This is a genomic window from Massilia sp. IC2-477 (genome assembly GCF_020707265.1).
GTDB lineage: Bacteria > Pseudomonadota > Gammaproteobacteria > Burkholderiales > Burkholderiaceae_D > Telluria.
In genome coordinates, this window is record NZ_JAJFEQ010000001.1 from 50,439 (window position 1) to 76,126 (window position 25,688).

The window sequence follows — 25,688 nt, forward strand, 5'->3', positions numbered from 1 at the left end:
TTCAGGGATATCGACATGACTACCAGCACCATCGATCACGCACACGACGATCATCACGGCCACGCGCACGACCACGATCACGCGCACGACCATCCGCACGGCTACCGCCGCTGGCTGTTTGCCACCAACCACAAGGACATCGGCACCCTGTACCTGTGGTTCTCCTTCATCATGCTGCTCTCGGGCGGCGTGCTGGCGCTGATGATCCGCACCGAGCTGTACCAGCCGGGCCTGCAGTTCTTCCGCCCCGAGTTCTTCAACCAGCTGACCACCATGCACGGCCTGGTGATGGTGTTCGGCGCGATCATGCCGGCCTTCGTCGGCTTCGCCAACTGGATGATCCCGCTGCAAGTGGGCGCGTCCGACATGGCCTTCGCGCGCATGAACAACTTCTCGTTCTGGCTGCTGCCGCCGGCGGCGATCCTGCTTGCGGGTTCCTTCTTCTCGCCGGGCGGCGCCACCGCCGCCGGCTGGACCCTGTATGCGCCGCTGTCGACCCAGATGGGCCCGGGCATGGACATGGCGATCTTCGCCATGCACATCATGGGCGCCTCGTCGATCATGGGCTCGATCAACATCATCGTCACCATCCTGAACATGCGCGCTCCGGGCATGACCCTGATGAAGATGCCGATGTTCTGCTGGACCTGGCTGATCACCGCCTTCCTGCTGATCGCCGTGATGCCGGTGCTGGCTGGCGCCATCACCATGACCCTGACCGACCGCCACTTCGGCACCTCGTTCTTCAACGCGGCCGGCGGCGGCGACCCGGTGATGTACCAGCACATCTTCTGGTTCTTCGGCCACCCCGAGGTCTACATCATGATCCTGCCGGCCTTCGGCATCGTGTCGCAGATCATCCCGGCCTTTGCCCGCAAGCCGCTGTTCGGCTACGCCTCGATGGTGTACGCGACCGCCTCGATCGCGATCCTGTCCTTCATCGTCTGGGCCCACCACATGTTCACCACCGGCATGCCGGTGACCGCGCAGCTGTTCTTCATGTATGCCACCATGCTCATCTCCGTGCCGACCGGCGTGAAGGTGTTCAACTGGGTCGCGACCATGTGGAAAGGTTCGATGACTTTCGAAACGCCGATGCTGTTCGCGGTCGGCTTCATCTTCGTGTTCACCATGGGCGGCTTCACCGGCCTGATCCTGGCCGTGACGCCGATCGACATCATCGTCCACGACACCTATTACGTGGTGGCGCACTTCCACTACGTGCTGGTGGCGGGCTCGCTGTTCGCGCTGTTCGCCGGCTTCTACTACTGGGCGCCGAAGTGGACCGGTCACATGTATCCGGAATTCCGCGGCAAGGTGCACTTCTGGGCTTCCCTGGTCACCTTCAACGTCACCTTCTTCCCGATGCACTTCCTGGGCCTGGCCGGCATGCCGCGCCGCTATGCGGACTACGCCACCCAGTTCACCGACTTCAACATGATCGTGTCGATCGGCGCCTTCGGCTTCGGCCTGTCGCAGGTCTACTTCCTGTTCTTCGTCGTGCTGCCGACCATCCGCGGCGGCAAGAAGGCGGAAGCCAAGCCATGGGAAGGCGCGGAAGGCCTGGAGTGGACCGTGCCGAGCCCGGCGCCGTTCCACACCTTCGAAACCCCGCCGCTGGTGAAGTAATCATGGACAAGCAAGCGCAGAAGAAGAGCAACCTGAAGACCGCGCTGGTGCTGGGCGGGATCGCCTTGCTGTTCTTCGCCAGCGTGTTCGTCAAGTTCACCTGGCTGAGCTGAGATGACGCCGCTGAGCAGCCGAATCAGGCGCCTGAACCGCTCCACCCTGGGCAAACTGGTGGTGGTGGCGGTCATGATGTTCGGCTTCGGTTACGCGCTGGTGCCGGTGTATCGCCAGATCTGCGAAGTGCTGGGCATTAACGTGCTGACGCAGAAGGGCGACTTCGTCGAGGCGCCCGTGAATTCCCAGGTCGACAAGACGCGCACCATCGTCGTCGAGCTGGACGGCAATGCCCAGGGACCGTGGCGCTTCCGCCCGACCCAGAGCAGCATCTCGGTGCACCCGGGCGAGCTGGTCACCGTCACCTACGAGGTCGTCAACAAGCAGGGCAGGGCGATGAAGGCACAGGCGATCCCGAGCTACGCGCCGCAGGTCGTCACGCCGCACTTCAAGAAAGTGGAGTGCTTCTGCTTCCGCGAGCAGACCCTGCAGGCGAACGAGGCGCGCCAGATGCCGGTGGTCTTCTTCATCGACCCGGCGCTGCCGCGCGAAGTGAAGAACATCACGTTGTCGTACACCTTCTTCGAGATCGGCGGCGGACTGCAAACCGCGGCGAACGGTGCGGCGAAAGTGCAGTAAATGGAAGACCAACCGCATCAGCAGGTGCACAAACGGCCTGCCAGTTTCCTGGCCACGATGAAGGCCGTGTTCTGGTCGTTCTTCGGGGTGCGCAAGCGCCGCGACTACGAACAGGACGCCGCCAACCTGAACCCGGTGCACCTGATCATTGCCGGGCTGATCGGGGCGGCGATCTTCATCGGCGTATTGGTGCTGGTGGTGCGCTTCGCGGTATCGCAGTAGAGAATTTAGCGACACAAAGAATCACCCGAAAATTTAAAGAGTAGATTGAGGAGATGAAAATGAGTTCGCCACAAACCGTGCCCTACTATTTCGTGCCAGGCCCATCGCGCTGGCCGATGTTCGCCGGCCTCTCGCTGCTGGTGACCATGGCCGGCGCGTCGGGCTGGGTCAACAGCGCCCCGTGGGGCCCGGCAGTGTGCCTGGCCGGCATCGCCGCCACCCTGGTGGTGCTGTACTTCTGGTTCGGCGACGCCATCGGCGAATCCGAATCGGGCATGTACGGCAAGCGCATCGACACCTCCTACCGCTGGTCGATGAGCTGGTTCATCTTCTCGGAAGTGATGTTCTTCGGCGCCTTCTTCGGCGCGCTGTTCTACGCTAGAGCCGTCACCATGCCCTGGCTGTCGGACCTCGACCACAAGATCCTGTGGCCGGACTTCGCGCCGACCTGGGGCAACACCGGCCCGGCCGGCGTGGTGGACAACTTCCAGACCATGGGCCCGTTCCCGATCCCGACCATCAACACCGCGCTGCTGCTGCTGTCGGGCGTCACCCTGACCATCTCGCACCACGCGCTGCGCGCCGGCCACCGCGGCAAGACCGCGTTCTGGCTCGCCGCCACCATCCTGCTGGGCGCGGTCTTCATGGGCTTCCAGGTCTATGAATACATGCACGCCTACTCGGAACTGAACCTGAAGCTGACCTCGGGCATCTACGGCTCGACCTTCTTCATGCTGACCGGCTTCCACGGCTTCCACGTGACCATGGGCGCGATCATGCTGTCGGTGATCCTGTACCGCGTGCTCAAGGGCCACTTCACGGCGGACAACCACTTTGGCTTCGAAGGCGCGGCCTGGTACTGGCACTTCGTTGACGTCGTGTGGCTGGGGCTGTACGTCGTCGTGTACTGGCTGTAAAGAAGGATCAATTTCGTAGGGTGGGCGGGTCTCCCGCCCACGCGTTCAACTGTCGGGCGAATGGATGCACCGTGGCTCGCATAGGTTCACTGAACGCGTGGGCAGGAGACCTGCCCACCCTACGTTAACGGCAGCTGCTCAGCGAATCCCGGTCGGCGCAATCCAGCCCATCTTGTAGGCGCCGAGCAGGCACAGGAACAGGGTAATGGACAGGCCGACCCGCATCGCCAGCGCATGCACCGTCCGGTTGCTCTGCCCTTTGTCGCGCATCAGGAAGAACAGGGCCGAACCGAGGCTGGCAAGGATCAAAATAAAGGCAATGGCAACAAACAGTTTCATGGTCGGCCCGGGAAAAGTTGAGGCTTCATTGTAATGCGCTTCCCCTTCCATTTTCGCCCCATTCCTTTCATCGCCGCCTTGGTCCTTGCCTTGCTGGGTATTGCATTGGGTAACTGGCAGCAGGGCAGGGCCGCGCAGAAACTGGCTGTACAGGAAAAGCTCGCCGCACGGGCCGCCGAAGCACCGGTGGCGCTCGGCCCCAGCCTCACCCCGCCGAGCGCGCTGGAATACCGCCGCGTCACCGTTACCGGCGAGTTCGTGGCCGACTGGCCGCTGTTCCTGGCCAACCGCCCGATGGCCGGCCGGCCTGGCTACTATCTCGTGATGCCGTTTAAAATCGCCGGGTCGCACACACATGTGCTGGTGATGCGCGGCTGGCTGCCGCGCGAAGCGGAATACGGCAAGCTGCCGGCCTATTCGACCCCCGCCGGCACCGTGCGTATCGAAGGCATCGTCATGGCCTCGGCAGGACACGTGATGGACCTGGGCGCCGCTGCGCCGCTGGTGCCTAGGGCCATCGTCCAGAACATCGAGCCGCAGGCGGCCGCCAGGGCGACGGGCCTGACGCTGCAGCCATTCTTCGTGCAGCAGACTGGCCCGGACCAGCCGGGCGACAGCCTGCTGCGTGTGTGGCCTTCGCCCTCGAGCGGGATCGACAAGCACCGCGGCTACGCCTTCCAGTGGTATGCGCTGGCGGCGATGGCGCTGCTCTTTTTTGTGATAACAGGATTCCGAAGTGGATCAAAACAACGTGATGCAGGAAAACGTAATGCAGAAACAAGCGACGCAGGCAGCCCTTGACCCCGTCAAGGCGCGCCGCTCGGGGCGCTGGAAGCTGTTCGCCGTGCTGATGGTCTGCGCGTCGCCGCTGATCCTATCCTACCTGACGTATTACGTCATCAAGCCCAGCGGCCGCACCAACTACGGCGCCCTGATCGACCCGCGCACCCGGCCGATTCCGGCCATGGCCACGGCCACGCTCGACGGCCGCCCGGAAAAGCTGGAGCAGTATGCGGGCAAGTGGATCATGCTGAAGGTGGGCGGCGGCGAATGCCTGGAGGCTTGCCAGAAACAGCTGTTCGCGATGCGCCAGTGGCGCCTGATGCAGGGCAAGAACATGGATCGCATGGAGCGCGTCTGGCTGGTGACGGACAATCAGCCGCTCGACACCATGACGATCCGTAACTACGACGGCATGCACCTGCTGCGCGCGCCCCAGGACACCGTGACCAAGTGGCTGCCGGCCGAGCAGGGCACCACGCCTGCCGACCACATCTACCTGATCGACCCCCTGGGCAATCTGATGATGCGCTTCCCGGCCAATCCGGACCCGCGCAAGGTCTACAAGGACATCGCCAAGCTGCTCAAGGCATCGGCGATCGGCTGACCGGCCGCCGTAGCGACGGCCCGACGTATCAACACACAAGTCTTACTCAACAATGGAAGCTTCCTCCCTGCTGCAACTGGCCCTGATGGGCCTGCTGGTGGCCATCCTGCCGCTGTCGATGGTCTGGATGTCCTCGGACCCGAACAAGTTCCGCAAGCTGGTCTGGGTCGCGGTCTTCCTGACTTTCGACCTGATCGTGTTCGGCGGCTTCACCCGCCTGACCGACTCGGGCCTGGGCTGCCCGGACTGGCCGGGCTGCTACGGCATGGCCAACCCCTTCCTCGCGCACGAGCAGATCGCGGCGGCCGAGGCCCTGATGCCGACTGGCCCGGTCACCAGGGTCAAGGCCTGGATCGAGATGATCCACCGCTACCTGGCGATGGGCATCGGCGTGATCATCATGGCCCTCTTGATCACCGCGATCGTCCAGTGGCGCAAGACCAGGGCGCAGGCCTTCAAGCCCGGCATCCCGCTGGCGCTGTTCGTATTCGTCTGCATCCAGGGCGCCTTCGGCGCCTGGACCGTCACCCTCAAGCTGCAGCCGGTGATCGTCACCATCCACCTGCTGCTGGGCATGGGCCTGCTGGCGCTGCTTGCCTGGCTCGGCGGGCGCGAAGACTTCCTGATGCATCCGCCGCAGCCGAGCAGCGACCGTCAAAACGACAGCGCCGGGCTGCGTGGCATCCGTACGCTTGCCATTCTGGCCGCCGTGGTTGTTACCGCGCAGATCGCGCTGGGCGGGTGGGTGAGCACTAACTACGCCACCCTGGCCTGCGATGAATTCCCGCTGTGCGACGGCCGTGTGGTGCCGGAGATGGACTTCGAGCATGGCTTCCACCTGTGGCGCGAGCTCGGCAAGACGGCAGCCGGCCACTACCTGCCGTTCTCGGCCCTGGTAGCGATCCACTGGGTGCACCGCAACTTCGCCATCGTCGTCGTCGCCGTGCTCGGTCTGCTGATCTGGCGTGCGCGACGCCACGCCTGGCTGGCGAAACACGCGCGCTGGCTGGCCATTGTGCTGTTCGTGCAACTGCTGACCGGGATCGCCACCGTCTACCTCGACTTCCCGCTCGCCATTGCTGTAATGCATAACGCGGGGGCGGCCCTGCTGGTCCTGCTGGTGACCATGTTAAACTACCGGGTAAAGCAGCAAATCGACGTAAATCGCCTGAACCCGGCCGCGAGATGAAGCGCGCGATGCAAGGCGTGATGACCAGCGCGGCGCCGCCGCGCTCCGAGCCAGCCAGCACCCCATTGATGACGACCCAGACCGCCCTCCACAAACCCCCGAGCCGCGTTTCCCAGTATTGGGCCCTGACCAAGCCACGGGTGACGCAACTGGCCGTGTTCTGCGCGGTGATCGGGATGTTCCTCGCCACCGACGGTTTCCCCGGCTGGCAGGTGCTGGTCGCCGGCACCGCCGGCATCTGGCTGCTGGCCGGCGCCGCCTTTGCCGTGAACTGCCTGGTGGAGGCCGAGATCGACGCGCGCATGGCGCGCACGGCCCGCCGCGCGACCGCGATGGGCGAGCTCACCAGCACCCAGACGATCATCTTCTCCGCGATCATCGGCGGGCTCGGGATGTATATCCTGTATGCCTTCGTCAATCCGCTCACCATGTGGCTGACCTTCGTGACCTTCGTCGGTTATGCCTTCATCTACACCATGCTGCTCAAGCCGGCCACGCCGCAGAACATCGTGATCGGCGGCCTGTCGGGCGCCATGCCGCCGGCCCTGGGCTGGGCGGCCGTCGCCAACGACGTGCCGATGCAAGCCTGGCTGCTGGTGCTCATCATCTTCGTCTGGACCCCGCCGCACTTCTGGGTGCTGGCCATGTACCGCCGCGAGGACTACGCCCGCTCCGGCCTGCCGATGCTGCCGATCACCCACGGCATGCAGTACACCGGCCTGCAGGTGTGGCTGTACACCATCGCGCTGGCCGCTACCACCTTGCTGCCTTTCGCCGTCGGCATGAGCGGTTTGATCTACCTGGCCGCCGCCGTCGTGCTCAACGCCGTCTTCCTGCGCCATTCCTGGCGCGTGCATAAGAACTACAGCGACATGGCCGCACGCAACGCTTTTACCTGGTCGATCGTGTACCTGTCCCTGCTGTTCGCCGCACTGCTGGTCGACCACTACTTCAAGTTCTGAGCCATGAAAAAACTGCTGAGCGCGCTGATTCTGGGCGCGGCGGTGCTGGCCGCCGGCTGCGACAAGCTGTCGACCAAGGCCCCCGCCTTCAATAACACCGATATCACCGGCCTCGATTACGCCAAGGGCTTCTCGCTGACCGACCATACCGGCAAGCCGCGCACGCTGCAGGACTTCCGCGGCAAGGTGGTGCTGCTGTTCTTCGGTTACACGCAATGCCCGGACGTGTGCCCCACGACCATGGCCAAGATGGCCACCGTGATGAAGGACCTCGGCCCGTCGAGCAAAGACGTGCAGGTGCTGTTCGTCACGCTCGACCCGGAGCGCGACACCCAGGAACTGCTGGCCGCCTACGTGCCGGCCTTCCACCCCAGCTTTATCGGCCTGTACGGCAACCAGGAAGCCACGGCCCGCACGGCCAAGGAATTCAAGGTGTTCTACTCCAAGCGCCCCTCCGGCGACGATCCGAAGAACTACACGGTGGACCACATGACCGGCAGCTACGTGTTCGACCGCGAGGGCAGGGTGCGCCTGCTGGTGCGCCACGAGAGCGAACCGGGTGCAATTGCCGCCGACCTGCGCCAGCTGCTGTAAATCTTTTGTAGGGTGGGCGGATTCCGCCCACGCGGTGATACGCGAGGGCTCCGCTTTCGTTCCGGATGATCTTGCTGCCATCGATCACCGCGTGGGCGGAGGATCCGCCCACCCTACGTCTGTAAGCCTTTCCTAAGTCATCCATATTTCGTCTGCTGCTATGATGGTGTAAACATCACGTAACAGGGACGGCATGGAACAACGACCAGGCAGGAACTACACCCGCATCGCCATTGTCGTTCTGCTGACGCTCGGCTGTCTCTGGGTCCTCAAGCCCTTCCTGGCCGCGATCCTGTTCGCGGCCTGCGTCGTGATCTCATCCTGGCCCCTCTACCTGCGCCTGCAGGACGCCATGCGCGGCCACCGTACGCTGGCGGCGCTGACCATGACGCTGTCGCTCACGCTGCTCATCATCATCCCGCTGGCCATGGTGGCCTATAACCTGGCCGACGACGTCGCCCACGGCTTCACCGACCTGCGCGCCGCCATCGAACACCGCGAGCTGATGCCGCCGCCCTGGGTGCGCGACATCCCGCTGGTGGGCGAGGCGGCCGATACCTATTTGCGCAAGCTGGTCGCCAGCCGCGAAGAAATGATCGCCCTGGCCCAGCGCATGCTGGAGCCGGCGCGGCGCTACCTGCTGGCCGGCGGCCTGATGCTGGGCACCGGCGTGGTCCAGCTCAGCCTGGCGGCATTCGTGAGCTTCTTCTTTTACCGCGACGGCAAGGCCCTGCTCGAGGTGGTGGCCGTGACCATGCGCCGCGTGATGGGCGAGGGCGCCGAATCGGTCTCGCATACCGTGAGCCAGACCGTGCGCGGCGTCATGTACGGCCTGCTCGGCACCGCGCTGGCGCAGGCGCTGGTGGCGGCAATTGGCTTCGCCATCGCCGGTGTGCCGGCGGTGCCGCTGCTGTCGGTGCTGATCTTCGTGTCGTCGCTGATCCCGGTCGGTCCGCCCATCATCTGGGGCGGCGCGGCCTTCTGGCTGTTCATGCAGCACGAAACCGGCTGGGCAATCTTCATGGTGATCTGGGGTACGGTCCTGATCAGCGGCGTCGACAACATCGTGCGTCCGATGCTGATCAGCCGCGGCAGCAGCCTGCCTTTCCTGCTCACCCTGCTGGGCGTGCTGGGCGGGGTGATTGCCTTCGGCTTCGTCGGCATGTTCATCGGGCCGACCCTGCTGGCGGTGGGCTATTCCCTGATGACCGACTGGACTGGTACGCCCGACCGCGTCATCCGCCAGGACCCGGAGGCCCGGGACCAGCCCTACATCTCGGGACCATCCTCGGAGACGGGAGCGCCAGGTTCGTAGCGGATGATGTCGCCGGGCTGGCACGCGAGCCGCTCGCAGATCTTCTCGAGCGTCGAAAAGCGGATTCCCTTCACCTTGCCCGATTTGAGCAGGCTGAGATTCTGTTCCGTGATGCCGACATAGGCCGCCAGCTCTTTCGACTTGATCTTGCGCTGGGCCAGCAGGACATCCAGGTGCAGCACGATTGCCATCAGACGAAGCCCTCGTTTTCCTCGGCGATCCGGCGCGCCTCGTGCATCAGGGACGCGACCACGAAAAACAGCGCGCAGATCAGGAGCAGCGTCAGTTCTTCGGACGAGACGCCCACACTGAAAAAACCCTTGGCAGGATCGCCGAACCCGTGGCGCCACACGAGCGTGCGCAGCACCGGCTCGACGATACCCAGCGCCAGCGAAGCCAGCACGCAGCCGATGAAGGCCTTCATGTGCGCGACGGTGGACAGCGCGAACATCCGGCCTGCGGTGCAGGCCCTCAGCATGCGGTCCAGGCGCAGCAGGGCATAGCCAAGCAGCAGCAGTGCCGGCAGCGCGAGCAGGATGCCGGTCCAGCGCATCCCTTGGGTCAGTCCGGCGACCGAACCGGGCTCCATTCCGCGAGGATAGAACACGACGGAGACCGGGCCAAGCTGCGAGGCCTCGGGGAAGCACCACGACAGCAGGAAGTAGGCAAGCTGCAGCAGACCCAGCAAGCCTGCAAGAATACGGACGAGGAGGATGTAGGGCCTTGTTGACTTATCGTTAAACATTAATTTATTATCGTTTTATAGTAATTAATTAACCCATAACGATCAGTATAACAGGAGACATGATGCGTATTGGCTTGCTCGCAATAACGATTTTCGGCTGTGCTGTCCTGTCCGGATGCGCGCAGATGCGCATCACCGAGCGTCATTTCATCCGGCCGGACCCGGCAGGCACGGTGATCCAGAAACGCTTTGCCGGCAATACCGTCAGCGAACTGGCGGTTCCCGCCCAGGATGGCGTGCAATTGCAGGGCATCCTTGCCGAACGGGCGCAGGCGCGCACCACCGTGCTCTACTTCGGCGGCAACATGTTCCACCTGGACCAGCATGCGGAGTCGCTGCTGGGGCTGCTCTCAAGCTGCGACACGAACATCGCCGTCTTCGATTACCGCGGCTACGGGCGCAGCAAGGGTGCACCGGATGTCGAGAACATGAAGGCCGATGCGCTTGCGGTGTTCGATGCCCTGAATACGCGTTATCCCGGCCGTGTCGTGGTCCACGGACAGTCGCTGGGAAGCTTCATGGCTGCCTATGTGGCGCAGGCGCGGCCGGTCCTGGGAACGGTGCTGGAGACGACCGCAACCAGCGCGACCGAACTGGCCAGGTCGAAGATCCCCTGGTACGCGAAGCCTTTCGTGCAGATCGACATGCAAGCCTCCTTGCAGCAGGTCGACAATCGCATCGCCGCCAGCCGCATCACGGCGCCGACCCTGGTCGTCGCCGCAGGCAAGGACGATCAGACACCGTCATGGATGGGGAAGCGGGTATTCGACGCCATTCCGCACAAGAACAAACGCCTGCTGATGCTCGATGAGGCGGGCCACAACAATGCCTTGCACAGCCAGGGCGCCATCGCATCGTACTGCAGCTTCGTCCAGGCCTTGTGAGCCGGGCCCGGCTGCTTGCCACCTCGCCTGTTCAGTATATAATCCATATATGGAATATATATGGAGTGTATGATGGGTATTGTAAATATTGACGACGAAGTGCATGACCAGATCCGCAAGGCGAGCAGCGTGTCCTGCCGTTCGATCAATGCGCAGGCGGCGTTCTGGATCAAGGTGGGCATGCTGTGCGAAATGAACCCGACGCTGAGCTTCAACGAGCTTGTCGCGCGCGAACTGAAGGCTGCCGGGGTCGCCCCGGAGAAGGTGAGGGTGGCCGGAGGCGTGCCTGAAGCAGTCAAGGTATCGGCCGCATGATCAAGCGTCCGGAAGAGATCGCGCTGATGGCCGAGTCGGGCCGGCTGCTGGCGCAGGTGTTCGCCTGGCTGGACCGCCAGAGCCTGGCCGGCATGTCGACCATGCAGGTCAACGATATGGTCGACCGCTACATCGTCGAAGACCTGCAGGCGCGGCCTGCCAGCAAGGGCCAGTACGGCTACGCCTATGCGCTGAACGCCTCGCGCAACCAGGTGGTCTGCCACGGCGTGCCTTCAAACAGCGACATCCTGCAAAGCGGCGACATCGTCAATCTCGACATCACCCTCGAGAAGAACGGCTACATTGCCGACTCCAGCAAGACCTACCTTGTGGGTGAGGTGTCGCCGGCAGCCAGGAAGCTGGTCAAGACTACCTATGAAGCGATGTGGAAGGGCATCCGCGCCGTGCGTCCCGGCGCCCGGCTGGGCGACGTCGGCCATGCGATCGAGCGCCATGCGCGCAAGCATGGCTACTCCATCGTCCGGGAATACTGCGGCCACGGCATCGGCCGCGAGATGCACGAAGCGCCGCAGGTGCTGCACTGGGGGCGGCCCCGGACCGGCCTGGTGCTGCGCGAAGGCATGGCCTTCACCATCGAGCCGATGCTCAACCAGGGACGCCATGCCGTACGTACCGAAGACGATGGCTGGACGGTGGTCACCGTCGACGGGCAACTGTCGGCCCAGTTCGAACACACGGTCGCCGTGACGCGCAGCGGCGTCAAGGTGCTGACCTTGCGGCCCGGGGAAACGGTGCCGGCTTGAAGCCGGCACCGTCCCCTGTCAGATCCGCGGCGGCAAGGCCTTGCGCTTGGCGCGGGCACGGATATTGAGGCCCTCCACCACCAGCGAGAAAGCCATGGCCGCGTAGATGTAGCCTTTCGGGATGTCGGCCTCGAAGGCTTCCGCCGTGAGCGCCATGCCGACCATCACCAGGAAGGCCAGGGCCAGTACTTTCACCGAGGGATGGCGGTCGACGAATTCGCCGATCGGCTTGGCCGCCACCAGCATCACCAGCACGGAAAAGATCACGGCCGCCACCATGACGGCGATGTGGTCCACCATGCCGACCGCGGTGATGACCGAATCGAGCGAGAACACGATGTCGATCACGGCGATCTGGCCGATGATGCTCCAGAACAGCTTGTTGGTCGCCGCGGCCGCGGCGGCAGTGCCGGCCACGTCCTGCGGCCCGGCCGCGTCCTTGGCTTCCACCTCCACGAAGATCTCGTGCGAGGCCTTGTAGAGCAGGAACAGGCCGCCGAACAGCAGCACCAGGTCGCGTCCGCTGATGCCCTGGCCGAACACATTGAAGAGATCTGCCGTCAAGCCCATCACCCAGCTCAGCGAGAACAGCAGCAGCAGGCGCGACACCATGGCGAAGCCCAGGCCCAGGCGCCTTGCCTTGTCCCGCATTTCCGGCGGGAGGCGGCCGACGAGAATCGAAATGAAGATGATGTTGTCGACCCCGAGGACGATCTCGAGGGCGCTCAGCATCAGGAAGGCAATCCAGACGTTCGGGTCGGCCAGCAGTTCCATTATCGCTCCCTTGTGAAAAACGCCATGGTAGCAGCCTGCGGCCTGGTGACGTTTTCGTCTGTGAGTGCTGGATCGGCCCGTGCGCTCTAAGCGGCTGGAACGAGGTTGAACGCCAAGCCGGTCATGCCGCCTGACAGCAAGCCGACAACGACTTCTTGTCGCGTATGACGGCCAAGGACGAGACGCGACCAGGACACGGCCAATGCGAGAAGCAGGACAACGGTAGTGCTGGCCATATCAGGCCAAAGTAAAGCTGCTGCGAATATCGCAAAACTCGCATGGAGCGACACCTTTAGCCGATCGCGGCATAACCAGGCGAGTACGATCAGCAGGCCACAACAGGCGGTGCCCAGGACCATGCGGAGAGGCTGACCAGCTACCCACAGCACTGCTGCCACTCCGAGAAACAGCAGCAACAGGACCGTATGCAGCTGGCGGCGCTCTCGTGGCACGGATGCATCGACATGTCGCCAATGTCCGCTCCGTACCTGAATCCAGCTGTAGGTGACCACGCTGACACCCAGGAAGAGAGAGACAAGGATGAGCAGTGGAAGCGCAGGTTTGGATCCACTCTTCGTCAAGACACTCAATATGGCTGCGACCGGGGTGAGCAAAGCCGGGTGGCAGATGAGCGAAAGCGTCCGTGCAACAAGTGTCCGTCTCATGCAGTCTGCCGAGAATCAGGCCGGCAAGGCGGCAATGATCCGGGCCGCGATCTGGCGCAGCTGCTCGACATCCGCCGCTACAGCCGCATGCGGCTTGAGCACGGCCGCCTGTTCGCGCGGGATGACATGGAAGTGCACATGCGGCACAGTCTGGCCCGCTGCACTGCCATTGAGCTGGGCGACCATGACCCCCGGCGCCCCCATGGCGGCCTTCACCGCCGTCGCCACCTTTTTGGTGGTGCGGATGCAGGCAGCCGCCGCCTCGTCGGACAAGCCGAACAGCTCGGCCGCCGGCTCCTTCGGCAACACAAGCACGTGACCTTCCGCCTGCGGCATGATGTCCATGATGGCGAGCGTCAGCTCGTCTTCGTAGACCTTCACGCAAGGCAGCTCGCCGCGCAGGATGCGTGCGAACGGGTTGTTGTTGTCGTAGTCCATGGGTCGTCCTTATGTGCGCTCGTCCGGCCAGCACATCACGCTCAGCATCAGGGCAAAGAACAGCCAGAAGATGACCACGCTGACGATGCCGCCGGCGATGTAGAAAGCGGTCGGAAACGCGAGGCCGCTCAGCAGCGAAAAGCACTTGATGGCCGCGCTGGAGAAGCTCAGGGCGAAAGCGTAGAACGCCAGCTGGACGCGGAGGGGAAAATGGATGATCTTCACAGGTGCTGTAACAAGCGAAAACGGACCGGAAGTTCAGGATAGCACGCGCAGGCGCCCGAAAATGAGCACATTGTCACGCCGGGCAGCTTCAGCCGGCCGTGCCCGGCCCCAGCACGCTGCGCAGCCGCTCGAAGTCGATCGGCTTGGTCAGGTGATGGTCGAAACCGGCGTCGAAGGCGCGCTGACGGTCCTTTTCCTGGCCCCAGCCGGTGGCCGCGATCAGGCGCATCTTGCGGCCGGTCTCGGTTTCGCGCAGGCGCCGCGCCAGCTCGTAGCCGTTCAGGTCGGGCAGGCCGATGTCGAGCAGGGCGACTTCCGGTGCGAATTCCTGCGCGAGTTCCAGCGCCGCGCTGGCGCTATGGGCGGCGCGCACTTCGCAGCCGAACAGCTCCAGCGCCATCAGCAGCATCTCGGCGGCGTCGGCATTGTCGTCCACCACCAGGATGCGCGCCGGGGGCGGCGTCGGCGCCGCGGTCGGTTCCGGCAGCGCTGCGTCGAATAGCAAGGGCAGGCGCACCGTGAAGCAGCTGCCCTTGCCTTCGCCCTCGCTGGCGGCGGCGATATGCCCGCCGTGCAGCTCGACGATGCCGCGCACCAGCGACAGCCCGATGCCCAGGCCGCCGCGCGAGCGCTCCAGGGCCGGCTCCAGCTGCGAGAACATGTCGAATACCGTTTGCAGGGCCTGCGGCGGCAGGCCGATGCCGTTGTCGCGCACCGCCAGCACCGCTTCGCCGTCCTCGATGGCGAGCGTGAGCGCGATGCGGCCGCCGTCCGGCGTGTACTTGGCGGCATTGGTCAGCAGGTTGACCAGCACCTGGTTGATGCGCGTCGGGTCGGCGTCGACCAGCACCGGCTGCGGCGGCAGCTCGACCTCGAGCCGGTGGTGGGCCTGTTCCATCAGGCCGGCGGTGTCGCACACGGCGGCACGGGCCAGCGCCGTCAGGTCGAGCGGCTCGCGCCGCAGTTCCATCTTGTCCTGGGTGATGCGCGAGACTTCCATCAGGTCGTCCACCAGGTGGGTCAGGTGGTGCAGCTGGCGGTCGAACACCGACAGCAGGCGCGCGTGGCCGCCGCCATCGGCCGGCAGGTGGCGCATCACCTCCAGCGCGCTGCGCAGCGGCGCCAGCGGGTTGCGCAGCTCGTGCGACAGCGTGGCCAGGAATTCGTCCTTGCGCCGGTCGGCCGCCGACAGCGCGGCGTTCAGCGACTGCAGCTGCAGTTCGGCGCCGCGGCGCGCTTCCAGCGCTTCCTCGGCGGCGCGGCGCGCGTTGCGCAGCTCGCGCTCGTAGGACTGGCGTTCGGTGGCCATGAACAGGGCCCACTGGTCGCGCACCTGGCCGTCCACGATGCGGCGCACGATATTCACCAGCATCGGCAGGCGGGTGCCGTCGCGGTGGCGCAGGTCGATCTGCAGTTCCGCCACCGAGCCGCGCACCTGCAGCAGCGGTACGCAATGCGTGTGGTGGAACAGGCGCGCACCCACGGTCATCAGGTCCTGGATGCGCACGATGCCGGCCAGCTCGGACAATTGAAAGCCGAGCCAGCCGCAGGCGGTGCCGTTGGCGCGCAGCAGCAGGCCGTCGGCGTCGGCCAGCAGCAGGCCGCAAGGGGCGTCATCGTACAGCGCGTCGGCGGGGATCGCGGCGCTATCCATGTTTCAGTCCAGGGTGGCGGCCAGGAACGCGTCGATCGCGCGCGTGCTGGCGGTGGGGGCGCTCATGTGCGGGCAGTGCCCGATGTTGTCGATCACATGGAGCTCGCAACGGGGCAGGTGACGGGCCAGGAAGTCGCCCGCGCTGCGCGGTGCGATCAGGTCCTCGCTGCATTGCAGGACCAGGGCCGGCGTCGTGGATGCCGGCACGTCGGCGCGGTGGTCGGACAGGAAGGTGACGCGCGCGAAGTGCTTGGCGATGTCGGGATCGTTGCGGCAGAAGCTGTCGGCGAGCTCCTCGCGCAGGGTGGGGCGGTTGGGCGCGCCCATGATGGCGGGCGCCAGGCTGCTCGACCAGCCGAGGTAGTTCGCTTCCATCGTCTCGAGCAGTTCGTCGATGTCCTCGCGTTCGAAGCCGCCCACGTAACCGGGATGATTGATGTAGCAGGCGGATGGCGCCACCATGACCTGGGCAAGGAAACGCTCGGGAGCCTTGATGGTGGCCAGCATGCCGATCATCGCGCTCACCGAATGGCCGACCAGGATCACCGGGCCGGTGGCGCAGGTGTCGAGGATCTGGAGCAGGTCGTCCGCGTACCCATGGAGGGTGGCATAGCGCGCGTGGTCATAGGCGGAGAGATCGGAGCGGCCGCTGCCGACCAGGTCGTAGGTGATGACGCGGTAGCGCTCGCCGAAGGCGGGGGCCAGGTAGCGCCACATGGTCTGGTCGCAGCCGAAGCCGTGGGAGAACACCATGGTGGCCCCGCCGTTGCCGCTGACATGGACGTTGTTGCGGACTTGCACGGACATCTGCGCTCCTCGTGGTTGCTACCGCTGGGGAATCACGTCAATCCGCAGTATGCTCTATGAATATTGCAAACGCAACAACTTTGTGAGAACTTGATGCTGGAAACGTTTCAGTCGTGCTCGTCGTCCGCATCGATGCGTTCCAGCTTCGGGTAGACCTTCACCAGCAGGATGCGCGGTCCGTTCATCTTTTTCACTACCACGTCGAACTGCGGGAAGTCGATGCGCTGTCCCTGCTTGGGAATATCGCCCAGCTTGGCCATCAGGAGCCCGCCCACCGATTCGACGTCGTCCAGGCCCATCTCTTCGTTGTCGATGTCGATCCCGAGCAGGCGCTCGAGCGAGAAGATCGGCAGGCTGGCCTTGCCGATATACGTGCCGTCGGGCTGCGACATCCAGTCGTTCTCGTTCATGCGGAACTCGTCGCGGATCTCGCCGACCATCGCGCCCAGCAGGTTGTCGAGCGTGATGAAGCCGACCGGGCGCTTGCCCTTTTCGCCGATCAGGGCGAAGTGCGGGGCGCCGCTGCGGAAGCGCCGGAAGATGTCCTGGGCCGGCGTGCGCGCCGAGATCGTCTCCACGGGGCGCAGGTGCTGGGTCAGATCAAGGATGGTGCGGCCGGCCTGCTGGGCGAAGAACAGGTCCTTCAGGTGGATCACGCCCAGCACTTCCTCGCCTTCCTCGTCGAAGTAGGGGTAGCGCGAGAAGCGGTTGCGGCGCACCGTCTCCATGTTTTCTTCCAGCGTGCGGCTGGCGTACAGCGCGCTCACCTCGTTGATCGGCCGCATCAGGTCGGAGACCGCCAGCTGGCTGAAGTCGAGCGACTGGGCCAGGATGTTGCGCTCGTCGTTGGTGAATTTTTCGCCCGGCGTGTTGGTGTTGCTGCGCAGGATCAGCTTCAGCTCGTCGGTGGAGTAGTGGGTCTCGTGGCTGCCGCTGCCGGCCAGGCCGGCGACGCGCAGCACCATGTTGGCACTGGCGTTGAGCAGGGCGATCGCCGGGTACATGGCCCAGTAAAAGGCGTACAGCGGGATCGCGCACCACAGCGCCACCACTTCCGGAATGCGGATCGCCAGCGACTTCGGCGCCAGCTCGCCGACCACGATGTGCAGGAAGGAGATCACCGAGAACGCGACCACGAAGGACACGCCGTGGATCAGTTCGGGCGAGGTCACGCCCAGCATGGCGAAGACGGGTTCGAGCAGGCTGGCGAAGGCCGGTTCGCCAACCCAGCCCAGGCCCAGCGAAGCGAGGGTGATGCCGAGCTGGCAGGCGGAGAGGTAGGCGTCGAGCTTGTCGTGGACCTTGCCGAGGATGCGTCCGCGCAGGCCGGAGGTCTTGGCGATGGCGCGAACGCGGGTCTTGCGCAACGTGACGATGCTGAATTCAGCCGCCACGTAGAAGCCGTTCAGCGCCACCAGGAACAGGGCGAGAACGACGAATAAAAAGTTTTCCATTGAAGCGATTAAGTTAAAAAATGGCAATAGCCGACACCCATTGTACCGCTCATGCCTGCCTTATGTGCCAGCGAGGACTCCCTGGTGAACCGCGGAGAGGATGGCTTCCACGGCCGGATGCTTGATCTTGCGTTCGTTCGAGATGGCATAGAAGTGTTCGCGCACCTGCGGCACCCGTCCGACCGGCAGCGCGCCGAACTGCTCCTCGACGTCGTGGACCAGGGCGGAGGGCGCGAAGAACAGGCCGAGCCCGCGCCGCCCGAAGGTGTTGAGCAGGGCGTTGTCCTCGAATTCGCCGACCACGTCGGGCCGCACGCCGGAGAGCTCGAACCATTCGTCGATCTTCCCGCGCAGGGCATTATTGCGGGTCGGTAGCAGGAACGGCGCGCCGTTCAGCGAGCGCGGGAAGTCCCCGCCCCAGTCCTTCACCAGGCTGGGCGCGCCCACCACAATGGTCTCGCTGTCGGAGAGCAGGTGGCTGAACACGCGCAGGGTGGTGCCGGAGCGCACCGCGCGGTCGGTCAGCACCACGTCCAGCTTGTGCAGGGCCAGGTCGGCCAGCAGTTCCTCGAATTCGCCCTCGTAGCACACCAGGCGCACCGGGCGCGGCAGCTGGGTGGCGATTTCCAGCAGGCGGTAGGCGGTCAGCTTGGGCAGCGAGTCCGAAATGCCGACCGTCAGGCGGGTGCGCGCGCTGTCGGATTCAGCCAGCGCTTCCTGCATCTGTTCCCCCAAAAGGAAGATCTGGTCGGCATAGGACAAGGCAAGGCGGCCTGCCTCGGTTAAATTGAGGCGCCGCCCCTGCTGGGTGAACAGGGCCTTGCCCATCGACTGTTCCAGCTGGGCCAGCTGGGTGCTGACGGTCTGGATCGCCAGTCCGAGGCGCTCGGCGGCGCGCGTGATGCTGCCTTCCTTGGCGACCACCCAGAAGTAGTAGAGGTGGCGGAAATTCGGGGGACTATGGTTCATTGCTTCGGTTTTTATGAAGTAATTCTTCGAATATCTTCGCTTTTTTAAGACGCACACAAACTCTACACTGCGTCTGTCGTTTCAACAACAACGAAGTTTTATCGAAAATACTCAACAAGGGGAAAACCAAACATGAAGCACTTTACGTGGTCATTTATCGTGACCGCCGTCTGTATGGGCCTGGCAGGCTGGTGGGGGTACGACCATGGCGGCGTCGCCGGCATGGTCACCGCGCTCGGCGTGACCGCCATCCTGTCGGTCATGGAAGTCTCGCTGTCGTTCGACAATGCGGTGGTGAACGCCTCGGTCCTGAAGGGCTGGAACGAGTTCTGGCTCAAGCTGTTCCTGGGCCTGGGCATGATCATTGCCGTGTTCGGCATGCGCCTGGTATTCCCGCTGGTGATCGTCGCGGTAGCGGCCGACCTGGGCATGATGGACGTCTGGAACCTGGCGCTGACCAATCCGAAGGAGTTTTCGTCGCACCTGACCAACCACCACGCGGAAGTGGCGGCCTTCGGCGGCATGTTCCTGCTGCTGGTGTTCCTGAACTTCCTGCTGGATGACGAGAAGGAAGTCCACTGGCTGGGCAACATCGAGCGCAAGCTGGGTTCGCTGGGCAAGGTGTCCTCGATCTCGGTGCTGGTCGCGCTGGGCGCGCTGCTGTACTCGACCAGCTGGATCGCGGAAGCGCAGAAGATGATCGTGCTGGTCGCCGGCCTATGGGGCATCCTGGTGTACATCGGCGTCGACATGATCTCCAGCCTGCTCGAGAAGAGCGAGTCGGACGAGAGCAGCGGCGTGGGCAACATGGTCAAGACCGGCGGTATCGGCGGCTTCCTGTACCTCGAAGTGCTCGACGCGTCGTTCAGCTTCGACGGCGTGATCGGCGCCTTCGCGATCACCCAGGATGTCGTGATCATCATGCTGGGCCTGGCGATCGGTGCGATGTTCGTGCGTTCGATGACGGTCTACCTGGTGCGCCAGGGCACGCTCGACGAATTCGTCTACCTGGAGCACGGCGCGCACTACGCGATCGGTATCCTGGCTGTGATCATGCTGGTCAGTATGCACATGCACGTGCCGGAGCTGATCACCGGCGGTGTGGGCCTGGCCTTCATCCTGGCCTCGCTGTGGAGCTCGATCAAGCACAAGCGGAAGCACGCGGCACTGCCTGCGTAAGCAGCGTAGGGTGGGCGGGGTCATTCCGGGCAATGCCCGGAATGACGAACGCCCACGCAGTGAAAGTAAGAGTTGAGTAGTAACGCATGCGCTGGTTGACCGCGTGGGCGGCATAGCCGCCCACCCTACAACGGCAATGCGGCGCAACGAACCGCGCGACGAGCGGCAGAACACCAGCTCGTCACGCGTGATACCCCGGTGTTCAAGCAGTACAACTTTAGGAGAGTCACAATCATGGCAATCAGTCTGCAAAAAGGCGGCAACGTCAACCTGTCGAAAGAAGCTCCTGGCCTGACCAATCTGAAGGTCGGCCTCGGTTGGGACACCCGCGCCACCGACGGCGCAGCGTTCGACCTCGACGGCGCGGTGTTCCTGCTCAATTCGCAGGGCAAGGTGCGTTCGGATAGCGACTTCATCTTCTACAACAACCTGAAGTCGGCGGACGGCTCGGTGGTCCACTCGGGCGACAACCGCACCGGCGAAGGCGAGGGCGACGACGAAACCGTGAACATCGACCTGTCCAAGGTGCCGGCCGACGTCGACAAGGTCGTGCTGGGCGTGACCATTCACGACGCCGAAGCACGCCGCCAGAATTTCGGCATGGTCGGCAAGGCCTTCATCCGCTGCGTCAACGGCGCCAACAACAGCGAGATCGCGCGCTACGACCTGTCGGAAGACAGCTCCACCGAAGCGGCGATGATCTTCGGCGAGGTGTATCGTAACGGCGCCGAATGGAAGTTCCGTGCCGTCGGCCAGGGCTTCAACGGCGGCCTCGGTCCGCTGGCCCGCAACTACGGCGTCAACGTTTAATCATTGCTCGCGGCTCGCGCACATGGCGCGGGCCGCCCACGAAAGGAAGTCCTCATGCCAGTATTTACCGTGACCGGGGACGTCGATCCCTTCCTGCATGTCTCGATGCGACGCGGCGAAACCATCTATTGCGAATCGGATGCGATGGTGATGATGGAATCGACGCTCGACCTGAAGGGCAAGATGAAGGGTGGCCTCGGCAGCGCGCTGATGCGCACCTTTGCCAACGGCGAGTCCTTCTTCCAGCAGCACATCGAGGCGACCCGCGGCGACGGCGACTGCCTGCTGTCGCCGACCCTGCCGGGCGCGATGCAGACCATCGACTGCGGTCCGAACCAGTACATCATCAGTGACGGCGCCTTTGTCGCCGCCACCTCGGGCGTGGACCTGAAGGTCCGCACCCAGAGCCTGGGCAACGCCCTGTTCGCGCAGAGCGGCGGCTTCTTCGTGACCGAGACGACGGGCAGCGGCCAGGTGGTGGTGTCGGGCTTCGGCTCGATGTCGATGCTGGACGTCGAACCGGGGAAGGACGCGATCATCGACAACTCGCACGTGGTGTGCTGGGACAGCGGGCTGCGCTACGAGATCTCGGTCACGACCGGTCAGAACAGTGGCTTCCTGGGCAACCTGATCAACAGCCAGACGAGCGGCGAGGGCATGGTGCTCCGCTTCTCGGGCAAAGGCAAAGTCTATGTATGCTCGCGCAACCGGATGGCATTCAAGGCCTGGATGCAGGCCCCGGCGCGCTGAACGACGTCTAACTACTAGGAGAATGACATGGCAGTGAATCTGCAAAAGGGTCAAAAGATTTCGCTGGACAAGGAAGCCGGCGGTGCGCTGAGCCGGGTCACGATGGGCCTGGGCTGGGACGTGGCCAAGTCGAAGGGCTTCTTCGGCTTCGGCGGCGGCGCCGGCCAGCCGGTCGACCTGGACGCCTCGGTCGTGCTGTTCGACGAATCGAACCGTCCGGTCGACGTGGTCTGGTTCCGCCAGCTCAAGAGCAAGGACGGCAGCATCACCCACACCGGCGACAACCGCACCGGCGCGGGCGACGGCGACGACGAACAGATCAGCGTCGACCTGTCGCGCGTCCCGGCCACCGTCAAGTCGCTGGTGTTCACCGTGAACAGCTTCACGGGCCAGAACTTCTCGACCGTGGAAAACGCCTACTGCCGCCTGATCAACGCCGGCAACAACCAGGAAGTGGCGCGCTTCAACCTGTCGGTGCAGGGCGCCCACACGGCCCAGATCATGGCCAAGCTGTACAAGCACAACGGCGAGTGGAAGATGCATGCGATCGGCGAGAACGGCTCCGGCCGTACTTTCGACGACCTGATGCCGCTGATCACGCCGCACCTGTGATCCATCGCTAGATGTAACGAGAGCCGGGCTTGCCCGGCTCTTTTTTTGTAGGGTGGTCGGCTTCGCCGACCGCGCGTCCGACTGACGGATTCGGTTCGACAACTCTGCTTATGGTTGAACGCGCGGTCGGCAGAGCCGACCACCCTACGCTAGTGGAAGCCAGACCGTGAAGGTGCAGCCCTTGCCGCTGCCCTCGCTGTGCACCTGCACTTCGCCCCCATGCAAGGCCACCATGGTGCGCACCAGCGCCAGTCCGATGCCCAGGCCACCCTGGGAGCGGTCGGGCGTGCGCTCGGCCTGGGTGAACAGGTCGAACACGTGGGGCAGCAGGGCGGCGTCGATGCCGATGCCGTTGTCGACCACGCACAGCTGCACGCGCGCGCCGTCGCGCGTTGCGCGCAGGTCGATGGCGCCGCCGTTCGGGGTGTACTTGGCGGCGTTGTTGAGCAGGTTGGTGATCACCTGCACCAGGCGCGTGGCGTCGCCCTCGACCTGCGCGCCGGCCAGTTCCGGCGCCACCTCGAGCGACAGCGCATGGCCGCGCGCAGCCACCAGGGGCCGCGACTGCTCCACCGCGCTGGCCACCACCGATTCGATGCCGACCAGGGTGCGGTCCAGCTTGATCAGGCCGCGCGTCACGCGCGACACGTCGAGCAGATCGTTCACCAGCGAGGTCATGTGCCGCACCTGGCGCGTGATCACCTCGCTCGACGCGCGGATGCGTTCGGGATTGGCGGCGATCCGGAGTATCTCGGCGGCGGACGCGATCGGCGCCAGCGGGTTGCGCAGCTCGTGCGCCAGCATGGCGAGGAACTCGTCCTTGCGCCGGTCCTGATCGCGCAGCGACCCGTACAGCTGGGCGTTGGCGAAGCCGGTGGCGGCGATCGCCGCCAGCTGCACCAGGATGGCTTCGTCCTGCTCGTCGAAGTCGCCCTTGTGCTTGCCGGCGACCCGGATGCAGCCGATCCTGCGGCCCTTGCGGTCGACCAGCGGCACCGCCAGCGCGCCAGGGCCCGCAGGCGTGCAGTCGTCGCCGGCGTCGAGCGACACCTCGACCTGCGCGCATTCGAGGATGGCGCCGACTTCCTGCGCCAGCGCGTCCGCGATGTCCTCGCTGCGCAAGGCCGTGTGCAGCGTGCGCGCGGCGTTGGCCACCTTGGCCAGCAGGGCCGACTGGCGCTGCTCGCGTCCCAGGCGCTCGGCCAGGCCTTCCTGCTGTGTGATGCTGTCGTGGATGTCGCGGTTGGCGCCGACCCATTCGCGTACCGCGCCGTCAGGCCCGAGGATGGGAATGCCCTTGACCGCGGTCCAGCGGTACACGCCGTCGGCGCGGCGCAGCCGGTATTCGGTCTCGAACACGCTGTGCGTGGCCACGCAGGCGGCCCAGATCTCGGCCACGCGCGCGCGGTCGTCCGGATGCAGGGCATCCTGCCAGCCAAGGCCGCACCATTCCTCGTAACTCTGGCCGGTGAAGGCGCGCCAGGACGGCGAATCCTCGAGCACCCGGCCGTCCGCGGTATTGGTCCAGACGATCTGCGAGGTCGCCATGGCCAGGGTGCGGAAGCGCTCCTCGCGTTCGCGCAGCGCGGTCTCGGCTTCGACCCGCGCGCTGATGTCTTCGTGCATCAGCATGACTTCGACCACCCGGCCGGCGCCGTCCTTGATGGGATGGGCGCGCGCGGTGACCCAGCGCGCGCGGCCCGGCTGGCCCAGGGCCGCGGTGTCGTAATGGATGGCGGGGACTTCGACCGATTCGCCGGCCAACGCGCGCGCCAGGTAGGCGCTGATGCCGCTCTCGACCAGTTGCGGGTCGCGCAGCACGTTGTACTCGCGGCTCAGCACGTAGCGTTTGAGCTCGCTGCCCTCGTAGATGTGCCAGAGCGCTTCCCAGGCCCGGTTGACCTGCACCGTATAGCCCTCCGGATCGAGGATCTGCAGGCTGACCGGGGCCTGCTCGAACAGTTCCCGGAAGCGTAGCTCGGGGTAGGCGTGGGGGGCGGCCGCGAGGGCTGCATCTGGGCTGGAGGACATGGGTCTTTTTCTTGTTTGTGGGTGAAGCGCAAGCGGCAATGCAGCAAGGCCGGCGTGCGCATCATGTCATAGTTTTGTTTGCGGTGGGATATATCCGCACGGCATATTTTGCGCCGATTGCTTGACAGGCAAGGGGTGCGGCGATAGTGTATTACTCGATTAATACACATATACGCAGACCCCATACACCAGACCCGCGATGGCGACCCACACATCCCAGCTTTTCTCGATCACGCCCGGCTCGACCGAACCGATCTACCGCCAGCTCGTCGAGCAGGTACGGCGCCTGGTGGCCGGCGGCCAGATGGCGCCGGGCGACGAGCTGCCTTCGGTGCGCGAGGTCGCCTCGGCGCTGGCGGTCAACCCGATGACCGTCTCCAAGGCCTACAGCCTGCTCGAGAACGAGGGCCTGCTGGCGCGCCGGCGCGGCCTCGGCATGATCGTGGCCGAGCGTCCGCGCAGCGTGCGCAGCGAGGCAGAGCGCAGCGCGCTGCTGCGCCCGACTCTGGAACGCGCCGCGCGCGAAGCGCGCGAGCTCGAACTCGATCCCGCCACTGTGCTTTCCCTTTTCACCCACATCCTGAAGGAACAATCGTGACTCCACCCATCATCCAGATGCGCGGCGTGGCCAAGCACTTCGGCGGCGCCATCGTCTTGAACGGCCTTGACTGGGAGATCCGGCAGGGGCAGGTGGTCGGCCTGCTGGGCCGTAACGGCGCCGGCAAGTCGACGCTGATGGAATGCCTGCTCGGCCTGCGCGAAACGGATGCGGGCAGCGTGCGCCTGTTCGGCGCGGACGTGGCGGCGCTGTCCGACGCCAACCGCGCCCGCATCGGCTACGTGCCGCAGAAACCGAACCTGTTCGAGTGGATGACGCCCCTGCAGATGCTGGACTACTTCAAGGCCATGTACCCGCGCTGGAACACGGTCAAGGTCGAGGCCCTGCTGGAGCGCTGGGGCTTCGACGCGCTGCTGCTGAACAAGCCGATCGGGCGCCTGTCGGGCGGCGAGCAGCAGCGCCTGTCGATCATCCGCGCGCTGGCGCACGACCCGGAACTGCTGGTGCTGGACGAGCCGGTGTCCGCGCTCGATCCGGCGGGGCGGCGCGCGTTTCTGTCCGAGCTGGTGGACGGCGTGATCGAGCGCGGCACCACGGTGCTGTTCTCGACCCACATCCTGACCGACCTGGAACGGGTGGCGCTGGACGTCGCCTTCCTCAAGGATGGCCGCATTGCGCTGCAGGGCCAGCTCGACGATCTGCTGGAAGGCGCGCGTAAGGTCACGGGCGGCACCCGCGCCGAACCGGTCAGCCTGGAGGACCTGTTCATCGAGGTGACCAAATGAAGGCGCGCCTGCGGGAGTACC

General features: G+C 64.7%; 31 protein-coding genes. 20 read left to right on the forward strand and 11 right to left on the reverse strand.

What is annotated here, in order from left to right; translation table 11 throughout:
- The first annotated feature begins 15 nt into the window (after window positions 1-15).
- Genes ctaD through LK542_RS00280 form a run of 5 tightly spaced genes read left to right on the forward strand, consistent with a single transcriptional unit; the run spans window position 16 to window position 3,461 of the window.
- Window positions 16-1,629 carry a cytochrome c oxidase subunit I gene (ctaD, locus tag LK542_RS00260; RefSeq protein WP_227810364.1) on the forward strand — a complete coding sequence of 538 codons (1,614 nt, stop codon included), beginning with the start codon at window positions 16-18 and terminating at the stop codon, window positions 1,627-1,629.
- A gap of 2 nt (window positions 1,630-1,631) precedes the next feature.
- Entirely contained in the window at window positions 1,632-1,742 is a 111-nt protein-coding gene (locus LK542_RS00265; RefSeq protein ID WP_227799997.1) for a cytochrome oxidase small assembly protein, read from the forward strand.
- Between the two features lies 1 nt (window position 1,743).
- Window positions 1,744-2,322 (forward strand): cytochrome c oxidase assembly protein, encoded by a 579-nt coding sequence (locus tag LK542_RS00270; protein ID WP_227799998.1) that lies wholly within the window; start codon window positions 1,744-1,746, stop codon window positions 2,320-2,322.
- Complete coding sequence (locus LK542_RS00275; protein WP_227810365.1) at window positions 2,323-2,544, forward strand: DUF2970 domain-containing protein; 222 nt, start codon at window positions 2,323-2,325, stop codon at window positions 2,542-2,544.
- Between the two features lie 59 nt (window positions 2,545-2,603).
- A complete protein-coding gene (locus tag LK542_RS00280; protein ID WP_227810366.1) occupies window positions 2,604-3,461 on the forward strand; it encodes a cytochrome c oxidase subunit 3 in 858 nt (285 codons plus the stop codon).
- A 138-nt stretch (window positions 3,462-3,599) separates the two neighbouring features.
- On the opposite strand, the gene LK542_RS00285 is transcribed toward LK542_RS00280, so the two are convergent.
- On the reverse strand, window positions 3,600-3,800 hold the full coding sequence (locus tag LK542_RS00285) for a twin transmembrane helix small protein (protein ID WP_159696392.1): 201 nt from the start codon (window positions 3,798-3,800) through the stop codon (window positions 3,600-3,602).
- Window positions 3,801-3,833: 33 nt separating this feature from the next.
- On the opposite strand from LK542_RS00285, the gene LK542_RS00290 reads away from it, so the two are divergent.
- The 6 genes from LK542_RS00290 to LK542_RS00315 all read left to right on the forward strand — a co-directional run bounded on the left by LK542_RS00290 (window position 3,834) and on the right by LK542_RS00315 (window position 9,247).
- Window positions 3,834-4,601 (forward strand): SURF1 family protein, encoded by a 768-nt coding sequence (locus LK542_RS00290; protein WP_227810367.1) that lies wholly within the window; start codon window positions 3,834-3,836, stop codon window positions 4,599-4,601.
- A complete protein-coding gene (locus LK542_RS00295; protein ID WP_227810368.1) occupies window positions 4,570-5,187 on the forward strand; it encodes a cytochrome C oxidase subunit I in 618 nt (205 codons plus the stop codon). The genes LK542_RS00290 and LK542_RS00295 overlap by 32 nt, the downstream gene beginning before the upstream one ends.
- 52 nt (window positions 5,188-5,239) lie before the next feature.
- Window positions 5,240-6,376 (forward strand): heme A synthase, encoded by a 1,137-nt coding sequence (locus LK542_RS00300; protein WP_227810369.1) that lies wholly within the window; start codon window positions 5,240-5,242, stop codon window positions 6,374-6,376.
- A 68-nt stretch (window positions 6,377-6,444) separates the two neighbouring features.
- Window positions 6,445-7,338, forward strand: coding sequence for a heme o synthase (gene cyoE / locus LK542_RS00305; RefSeq protein WP_227810792.1), 894 nt, complete (start codon window positions 6,445-6,447; stop codon window positions 7,336-7,338).
- 3 nt (window positions 7,339-7,341) lie between these two features.
- The gene (locus LK542_RS00310) at window positions 7,342-7,932 is read left to right on the forward strand and encodes an SCO family protein (RefSeq protein ID WP_227800004.1); all 591 of its coding nucleotides are present in this window, start codon (window positions 7,342-7,344) and stop codon (window positions 7,930-7,932) included.
- A gap of 193 nt (window positions 7,933-8,125) precedes the next feature.
- Window positions 8,126-9,247, forward strand: a complete 1,122-nt coding sequence (locus LK542_RS00315; RefSeq protein WP_227810370.1) for an AI-2E family transporter — start codon at window positions 8,126-8,128, stop codon at window positions 9,245-9,247.
- Here the strand turns inward: LK542_RS00315 and LK542_RS00320 are convergent.
- Complete coding sequence (locus tag LK542_RS00320; RefSeq protein WP_227810371.1) at window positions 9,202-9,438, reverse strand: helix-turn-helix transcriptional regulator; 237 nt, start codon at window positions 9,436-9,438, stop codon at window positions 9,202-9,204. The two genes, LK542_RS00315 and LK542_RS00320, sit on opposite strands and share 46 nt — an antisense overlap.
- The gene (locus LK542_RS00325) at window positions 9,438-9,992 is read right to left on the reverse strand and encodes a DUF2975 domain-containing protein (RefSeq protein WP_227810372.1); all 555 of its coding nucleotides are present in this window, start codon (window positions 9,990-9,992) and stop codon (window positions 9,438-9,440) included. The genes LK542_RS00320 and LK542_RS00325 overlap by 1 nt, the downstream gene beginning before the upstream one ends.
- A gap of 125 nt (window positions 9,993-10,117) precedes the next feature.
- Here LK542_RS00325 and LK542_RS00330 point away from each other — a divergent pair, with 125 nt between their 5' ends.
- The 3 genes from LK542_RS00330 to map all read left to right on the forward strand — a co-directional run bounded on the left by LK542_RS00330 (window position 10,118) and on the right by map (window position 11,955).
- A complete protein-coding gene (locus LK542_RS00330) occupies window positions 10,118-10,876 on the forward strand; it encodes an alpha/beta hydrolase (RefSeq protein WP_227810373.1) in 759 nt (252 codons plus the stop codon).
- A gap of 72 nt (window positions 10,877-10,948) precedes the next feature.
- Window positions 10,949-11,191 carry a ParD-like family protein gene (locus LK542_RS00335; protein WP_227800556.1) on the forward strand — a complete coding sequence of 81 codons (243 nt, stop codon included), beginning with the start codon at window positions 10,949-10,951 and terminating at the stop codon, window positions 11,189-11,191.
- Window positions 11,188-11,955, forward strand: a complete 768-nt coding sequence (map, locus tag LK542_RS00340) for a type I methionyl aminopeptidase (protein WP_227810374.1) — start codon at window positions 11,188-11,190, stop codon at window positions 11,953-11,955. The genes LK542_RS00335 and map overlap by 4 nt, the downstream gene beginning before the upstream one ends.
- 18 nt (window positions 11,956-11,973) lie before the next feature.
- Here map and LK542_RS00345 read toward each other — a convergent pair whose 3' ends face one another.
- From LK542_RS00345 to nhaR, 7 genes are all read right to left on the reverse strand, one after another.
- On the reverse strand, window positions 11,974-12,729 hold the full coding sequence (locus tag LK542_RS00345; RefSeq protein ID WP_227800010.1) for a TerC family protein: 756 nt from the start codon (window positions 12,727-12,729) through the stop codon (window positions 11,974-11,976).
- A 680-nt stretch (window positions 12,730-13,409) separates the two neighbouring features.
- Window positions 13,410-13,832: an HIT family protein gene (locus tag LK542_RS00350; RefSeq protein WP_227810375.1), complete on the reverse strand. Its 423-nt coding sequence runs from the start codon at window positions 13,830-13,832 to the stop codon at window positions 13,410-13,412.
- Between the two features lie 9 nt (window positions 13,833-13,841).
- Window positions 13,842-14,057: a hypothetical protein gene (locus LK542_RS00355; protein WP_227810376.1), complete on the reverse strand. Its 216-nt coding sequence runs from the start codon at window positions 14,055-14,057 to the stop codon at window positions 13,842-13,844.
- 88 nt (window positions 14,058-14,145) lie between these two features.
- Window positions 14,146-15,711: an ATP-binding protein gene (locus LK542_RS00360; protein ID WP_227800014.1), complete on the reverse strand. Its 1,566-nt coding sequence runs from the start codon at window positions 15,709-15,711 to the stop codon at window positions 14,146-14,148.
- Between the two features lie 3 nt (window positions 15,712-15,714).
- Window positions 15,715-16,518 (reverse strand): alpha/beta fold hydrolase, encoded by an 804-nt coding sequence (locus LK542_RS00365; RefSeq protein ID WP_227810377.1) that lies wholly within the window; start codon window positions 16,516-16,518, stop codon window positions 15,715-15,717.
- A 107-nt stretch (window positions 16,519-16,625) separates the two neighbouring features.
- Complete coding sequence (locus tag LK542_RS00370) at window positions 16,626-17,972, reverse strand: hemolysin family protein (protein ID WP_227800016.1); 1,347 nt, start codon at window positions 17,970-17,972, stop codon at window positions 16,626-16,628.
- 60 nt (window positions 17,973-18,032) lie between these two features.
- Window positions 18,033-18,941: a transcriptional activator NhaR gene (nhaR, locus tag LK542_RS00375; protein ID WP_227810378.1), complete on the reverse strand. Its 909-nt coding sequence runs from the start codon at window positions 18,939-18,941 to the stop codon at window positions 18,033-18,035.
- A gap of 132 nt (window positions 18,942-19,073) precedes the next feature.
- Here nhaR and LK542_RS00380 point away from each other — a divergent pair, with 132 nt between their 5' ends.
- The 4 genes from LK542_RS00380 (at window position 19,074) to LK542_RS00395 (ending at window position 22,292) form a co-directional block, all read left to right on the forward strand.
- Entirely contained in the window at window positions 19,074-20,120 is a 1,047-nt protein-coding gene (locus LK542_RS00380) for a DUF475 domain-containing protein (RefSeq protein WP_227800018.1), read from the forward strand.
- Window positions 20,121-20,354: 234 nt separating this feature from the next.
- On the forward strand, window positions 20,355-20,930 hold the full coding sequence (locus tag LK542_RS00385) for a TerD family protein (protein ID WP_227800019.1): 576 nt from the start codon (window positions 20,355-20,357) through the stop codon (window positions 20,928-20,930).
- Between the two features lie 54 nt (window positions 20,931-20,984).
- The gene (locus LK542_RS00390; protein WP_227800020.1) at window positions 20,985-21,680 is read left to right on the forward strand and encodes a TIGR00266 family protein; all 696 of its coding nucleotides are present in this window, start codon (window positions 20,985-20,987) and stop codon (window positions 21,678-21,680) included.
- 27 nt (window positions 21,681-21,707) lie between these two features.
- Window positions 21,708-22,292, forward strand: a complete 585-nt coding sequence (locus tag LK542_RS00395) for a TerD family protein (protein ID WP_227800021.1) — start codon at window positions 21,708-21,710, stop codon at window positions 22,290-22,292.
- 144 nt (window positions 22,293-22,436) lie between these two features.
- Here the strand turns inward: LK542_RS00395 and LK542_RS00400 are convergent, their stop codons facing one another.
- Window positions 22,437-24,323, reverse strand: coding sequence for an ATP-binding protein (locus LK542_RS00400; protein ID WP_227810379.1), 1,887 nt, complete (start codon window positions 24,321-24,323; stop codon window positions 22,437-22,439).
- A gap of 199 nt (window positions 24,324-24,522) precedes the next feature.
- Here LK542_RS00400 and LK542_RS00405 point away from each other — a divergent pair, with 199 nt between their 5' ends.
- Together LK542_RS00405 and LK542_RS00410 are read left to right on the forward strand one after the other, a co-directional pair.
- Complete coding sequence (locus tag LK542_RS00405) at window positions 24,523-24,921, forward strand: GntR family transcriptional regulator (RefSeq protein WP_227810380.1); 399 nt, start codon at window positions 24,523-24,525, stop codon at window positions 24,919-24,921.
- Complete coding sequence (locus tag LK542_RS00410; protein WP_227810381.1) at window positions 24,918-25,667, forward strand: ATP-binding cassette domain-containing protein; 750 nt, start codon at window positions 24,918-24,920, stop codon at window positions 25,665-25,667. The genes LK542_RS00405 and LK542_RS00410 overlap by 4 nt, the downstream gene beginning before the upstream one ends.
- Window positions 25,668-25,688 lie beyond the last annotated feature (21 nt).

Coding starts and splice junctions, on each gene's coding strand:
- LK542_RS00360 (WP_227800014.1), bottom strand. CDS start 15,711: ATGGATAGCGCCGCGATCCCCGCCGACGCGCTGTACGATGACGCCCCT.
- LK542_RS00315 (WP_227810370.1), top strand. CDS start 8,126: ATGGAACAACGACCAGGCAGGAACTACACCCGCATCGCCATTGTCGTT.
- LK542_RS00290 (WP_227810367.1), top strand. CDS start 3,834: ATGCGCTTCCCCTTCCATTTTCGCCCCATTCCTTTCATCGCCGCCTTG.
- LK542_RS00345 (WP_227800010.1), bottom strand. CDS start 12,729: ATGGAACTGCTGGCCGACCCGAACGTCTGGATTGCCTTCCTGATGCTG.
- map (WP_227810374.1), top strand. CDS start 11,188: ATGATCAAGCGTCCGGAAGAGATCGCGCTGATGGCCGAGTCGGGCCGG.
- LK542_RS00370 (WP_227800016.1), bottom strand. CDS start 17,972: ATGGAAAACTTTTTATTCGTCGTTCTCGCCCTGTTCCTGGTGGCGCTG.
- LK542_RS00300 (WP_227810369.1), top strand. CDS start 5,240: ATGGAAGCTTCCTCCCTGCTGCAACTGGCCCTGATGGGCCTGCTGGTG.
- LK542_RS00390 (WP_227800020.1), top strand. CDS start 20,985: ATGCCAGTATTTACCGTGACCGGGGACGTCGATCCCTTCCTGCATGTC.
- LK542_RS00285 (WP_159696392.1), bottom strand. CDS start 3,800: ATGAAACTGTTTGTTGCCATTGCCTTTATTTTGATCCTTGCCAGCCTC.
- LK542_RS00335 (WP_227800556.1), top strand. CDS start 10,949: ATGGGTATTGTAAATATTGACGACGAAGTGCATGACCAGATCCGCAAG.
- LK542_RS00400 (WP_227810379.1), bottom strand. CDS start 24,323: ATGTCCTCCAGCCCAGATGCAGCCCTCGCGGCCGCCCCCCACGCCTAC.
- LK542_RS00330 (WP_227810373.1), top strand. CDS start 10,118: ATGCGCATCACCGAGCGTCATTTCATCCGGCCGGACCCGGCAGGCACG.
- LK542_RS00385 (WP_227800019.1), top strand. CDS start 20,355: ATGGCAATCAGTCTGCAAAAAGGCGGCAACGTCAACCTGTCGAAAGAA.
- LK542_RS00295 (WP_227810368.1), top strand. CDS start 4,570: ATGCAGAAACAAGCGACGCAGGCAGCCCTTGACCCCGTCAAGGCGCGC.
- LK542_RS00405 (WP_227810380.1), top strand. CDS start 24,523: ATGGCGACCCACACATCCCAGCTTTTCTCGATCACGCCCGGCTCGACC.
- nhaR (WP_227810378.1), bottom strand. CDS start 18,941: ATGAACCATAGTCCCCCGAATTTCCGCCACCTCTACTACTTCTGGGTG.
- LK542_RS00270 (WP_227799998.1), top strand. CDS start 1,744: ATGACGCCGCTGAGCAGCCGAATCAGGCGCCTGAACCGCTCCACCCTG.
- LK542_RS00310 (WP_227800004.1), top strand. CDS start 7,342: ATGAAAAAACTGCTGAGCGCGCTGATTCTGGGCGCGGCGGTGCTGGCC.
- LK542_RS00320 (WP_227810371.1), bottom strand. CDS start 9,438: ATGGCAATCGTGCTGCACCTGGATGTCCTGCTGGCCCAGCGCAAGATC.
- LK542_RS00325 (WP_227810372.1), bottom strand. CDS start 9,992: ATGTTTAACGATAAGTCAACAAGGCCCTACATCCTCCTCGTCCGTATT.
- ctaD (WP_227810364.1), top strand. CDS start 16: ATGACTACCAGCACCATCGATCACGCACACGACGATCATCACGGCCAC.
- cyoE (WP_227810792.1), top strand. CDS start 6,445: ATGACGACCCAGACCGCCCTCCACAAACCCCCGAGCCGCGTTTCCCAG.
- LK542_RS00280 (WP_227810366.1), top strand. CDS start 2,604: ATGAGTTCGCCACAAACCGTGCCCTACTATTTCGTGCCAGGCCCATCG.
- LK542_RS00365 (WP_227810377.1), bottom strand. CDS start 16,518: ATGTCCGTGCAAGTCCGCAACAACGTCCATGTCAGCGGCAACGGCGGG.
- LK542_RS00350 (WP_227810375.1), bottom strand. CDS start 13,832: ATGGACTACGACAACAACAACCCGTTCGCACGCATCCTGCGCGGCGAG.
- LK542_RS00265 (WP_227799997.1), top strand. CDS start 1,632: ATGGACAAGCAAGCGCAGAAGAAGAGCAACCTGAAGACCGCGCTGGTG.
- LK542_RS00395 (WP_227800021.1), top strand. CDS start 21,708: ATGGCAGTGAATCTGCAAAAGGGTCAAAAGATTTCGCTGGACAAGGAA.
- LK542_RS00275 (WP_227810365.1), top strand. CDS start 2,323: ATGGAAGACCAACCGCATCAGCAGGTGCACAAACGGCCTGCCAGTTTC.
- LK542_RS00380 (WP_227800018.1), top strand. CDS start 19,074: ATGAAGCACTTTACGTGGTCATTTATCGTGACCGCCGTCTGTATGGGC.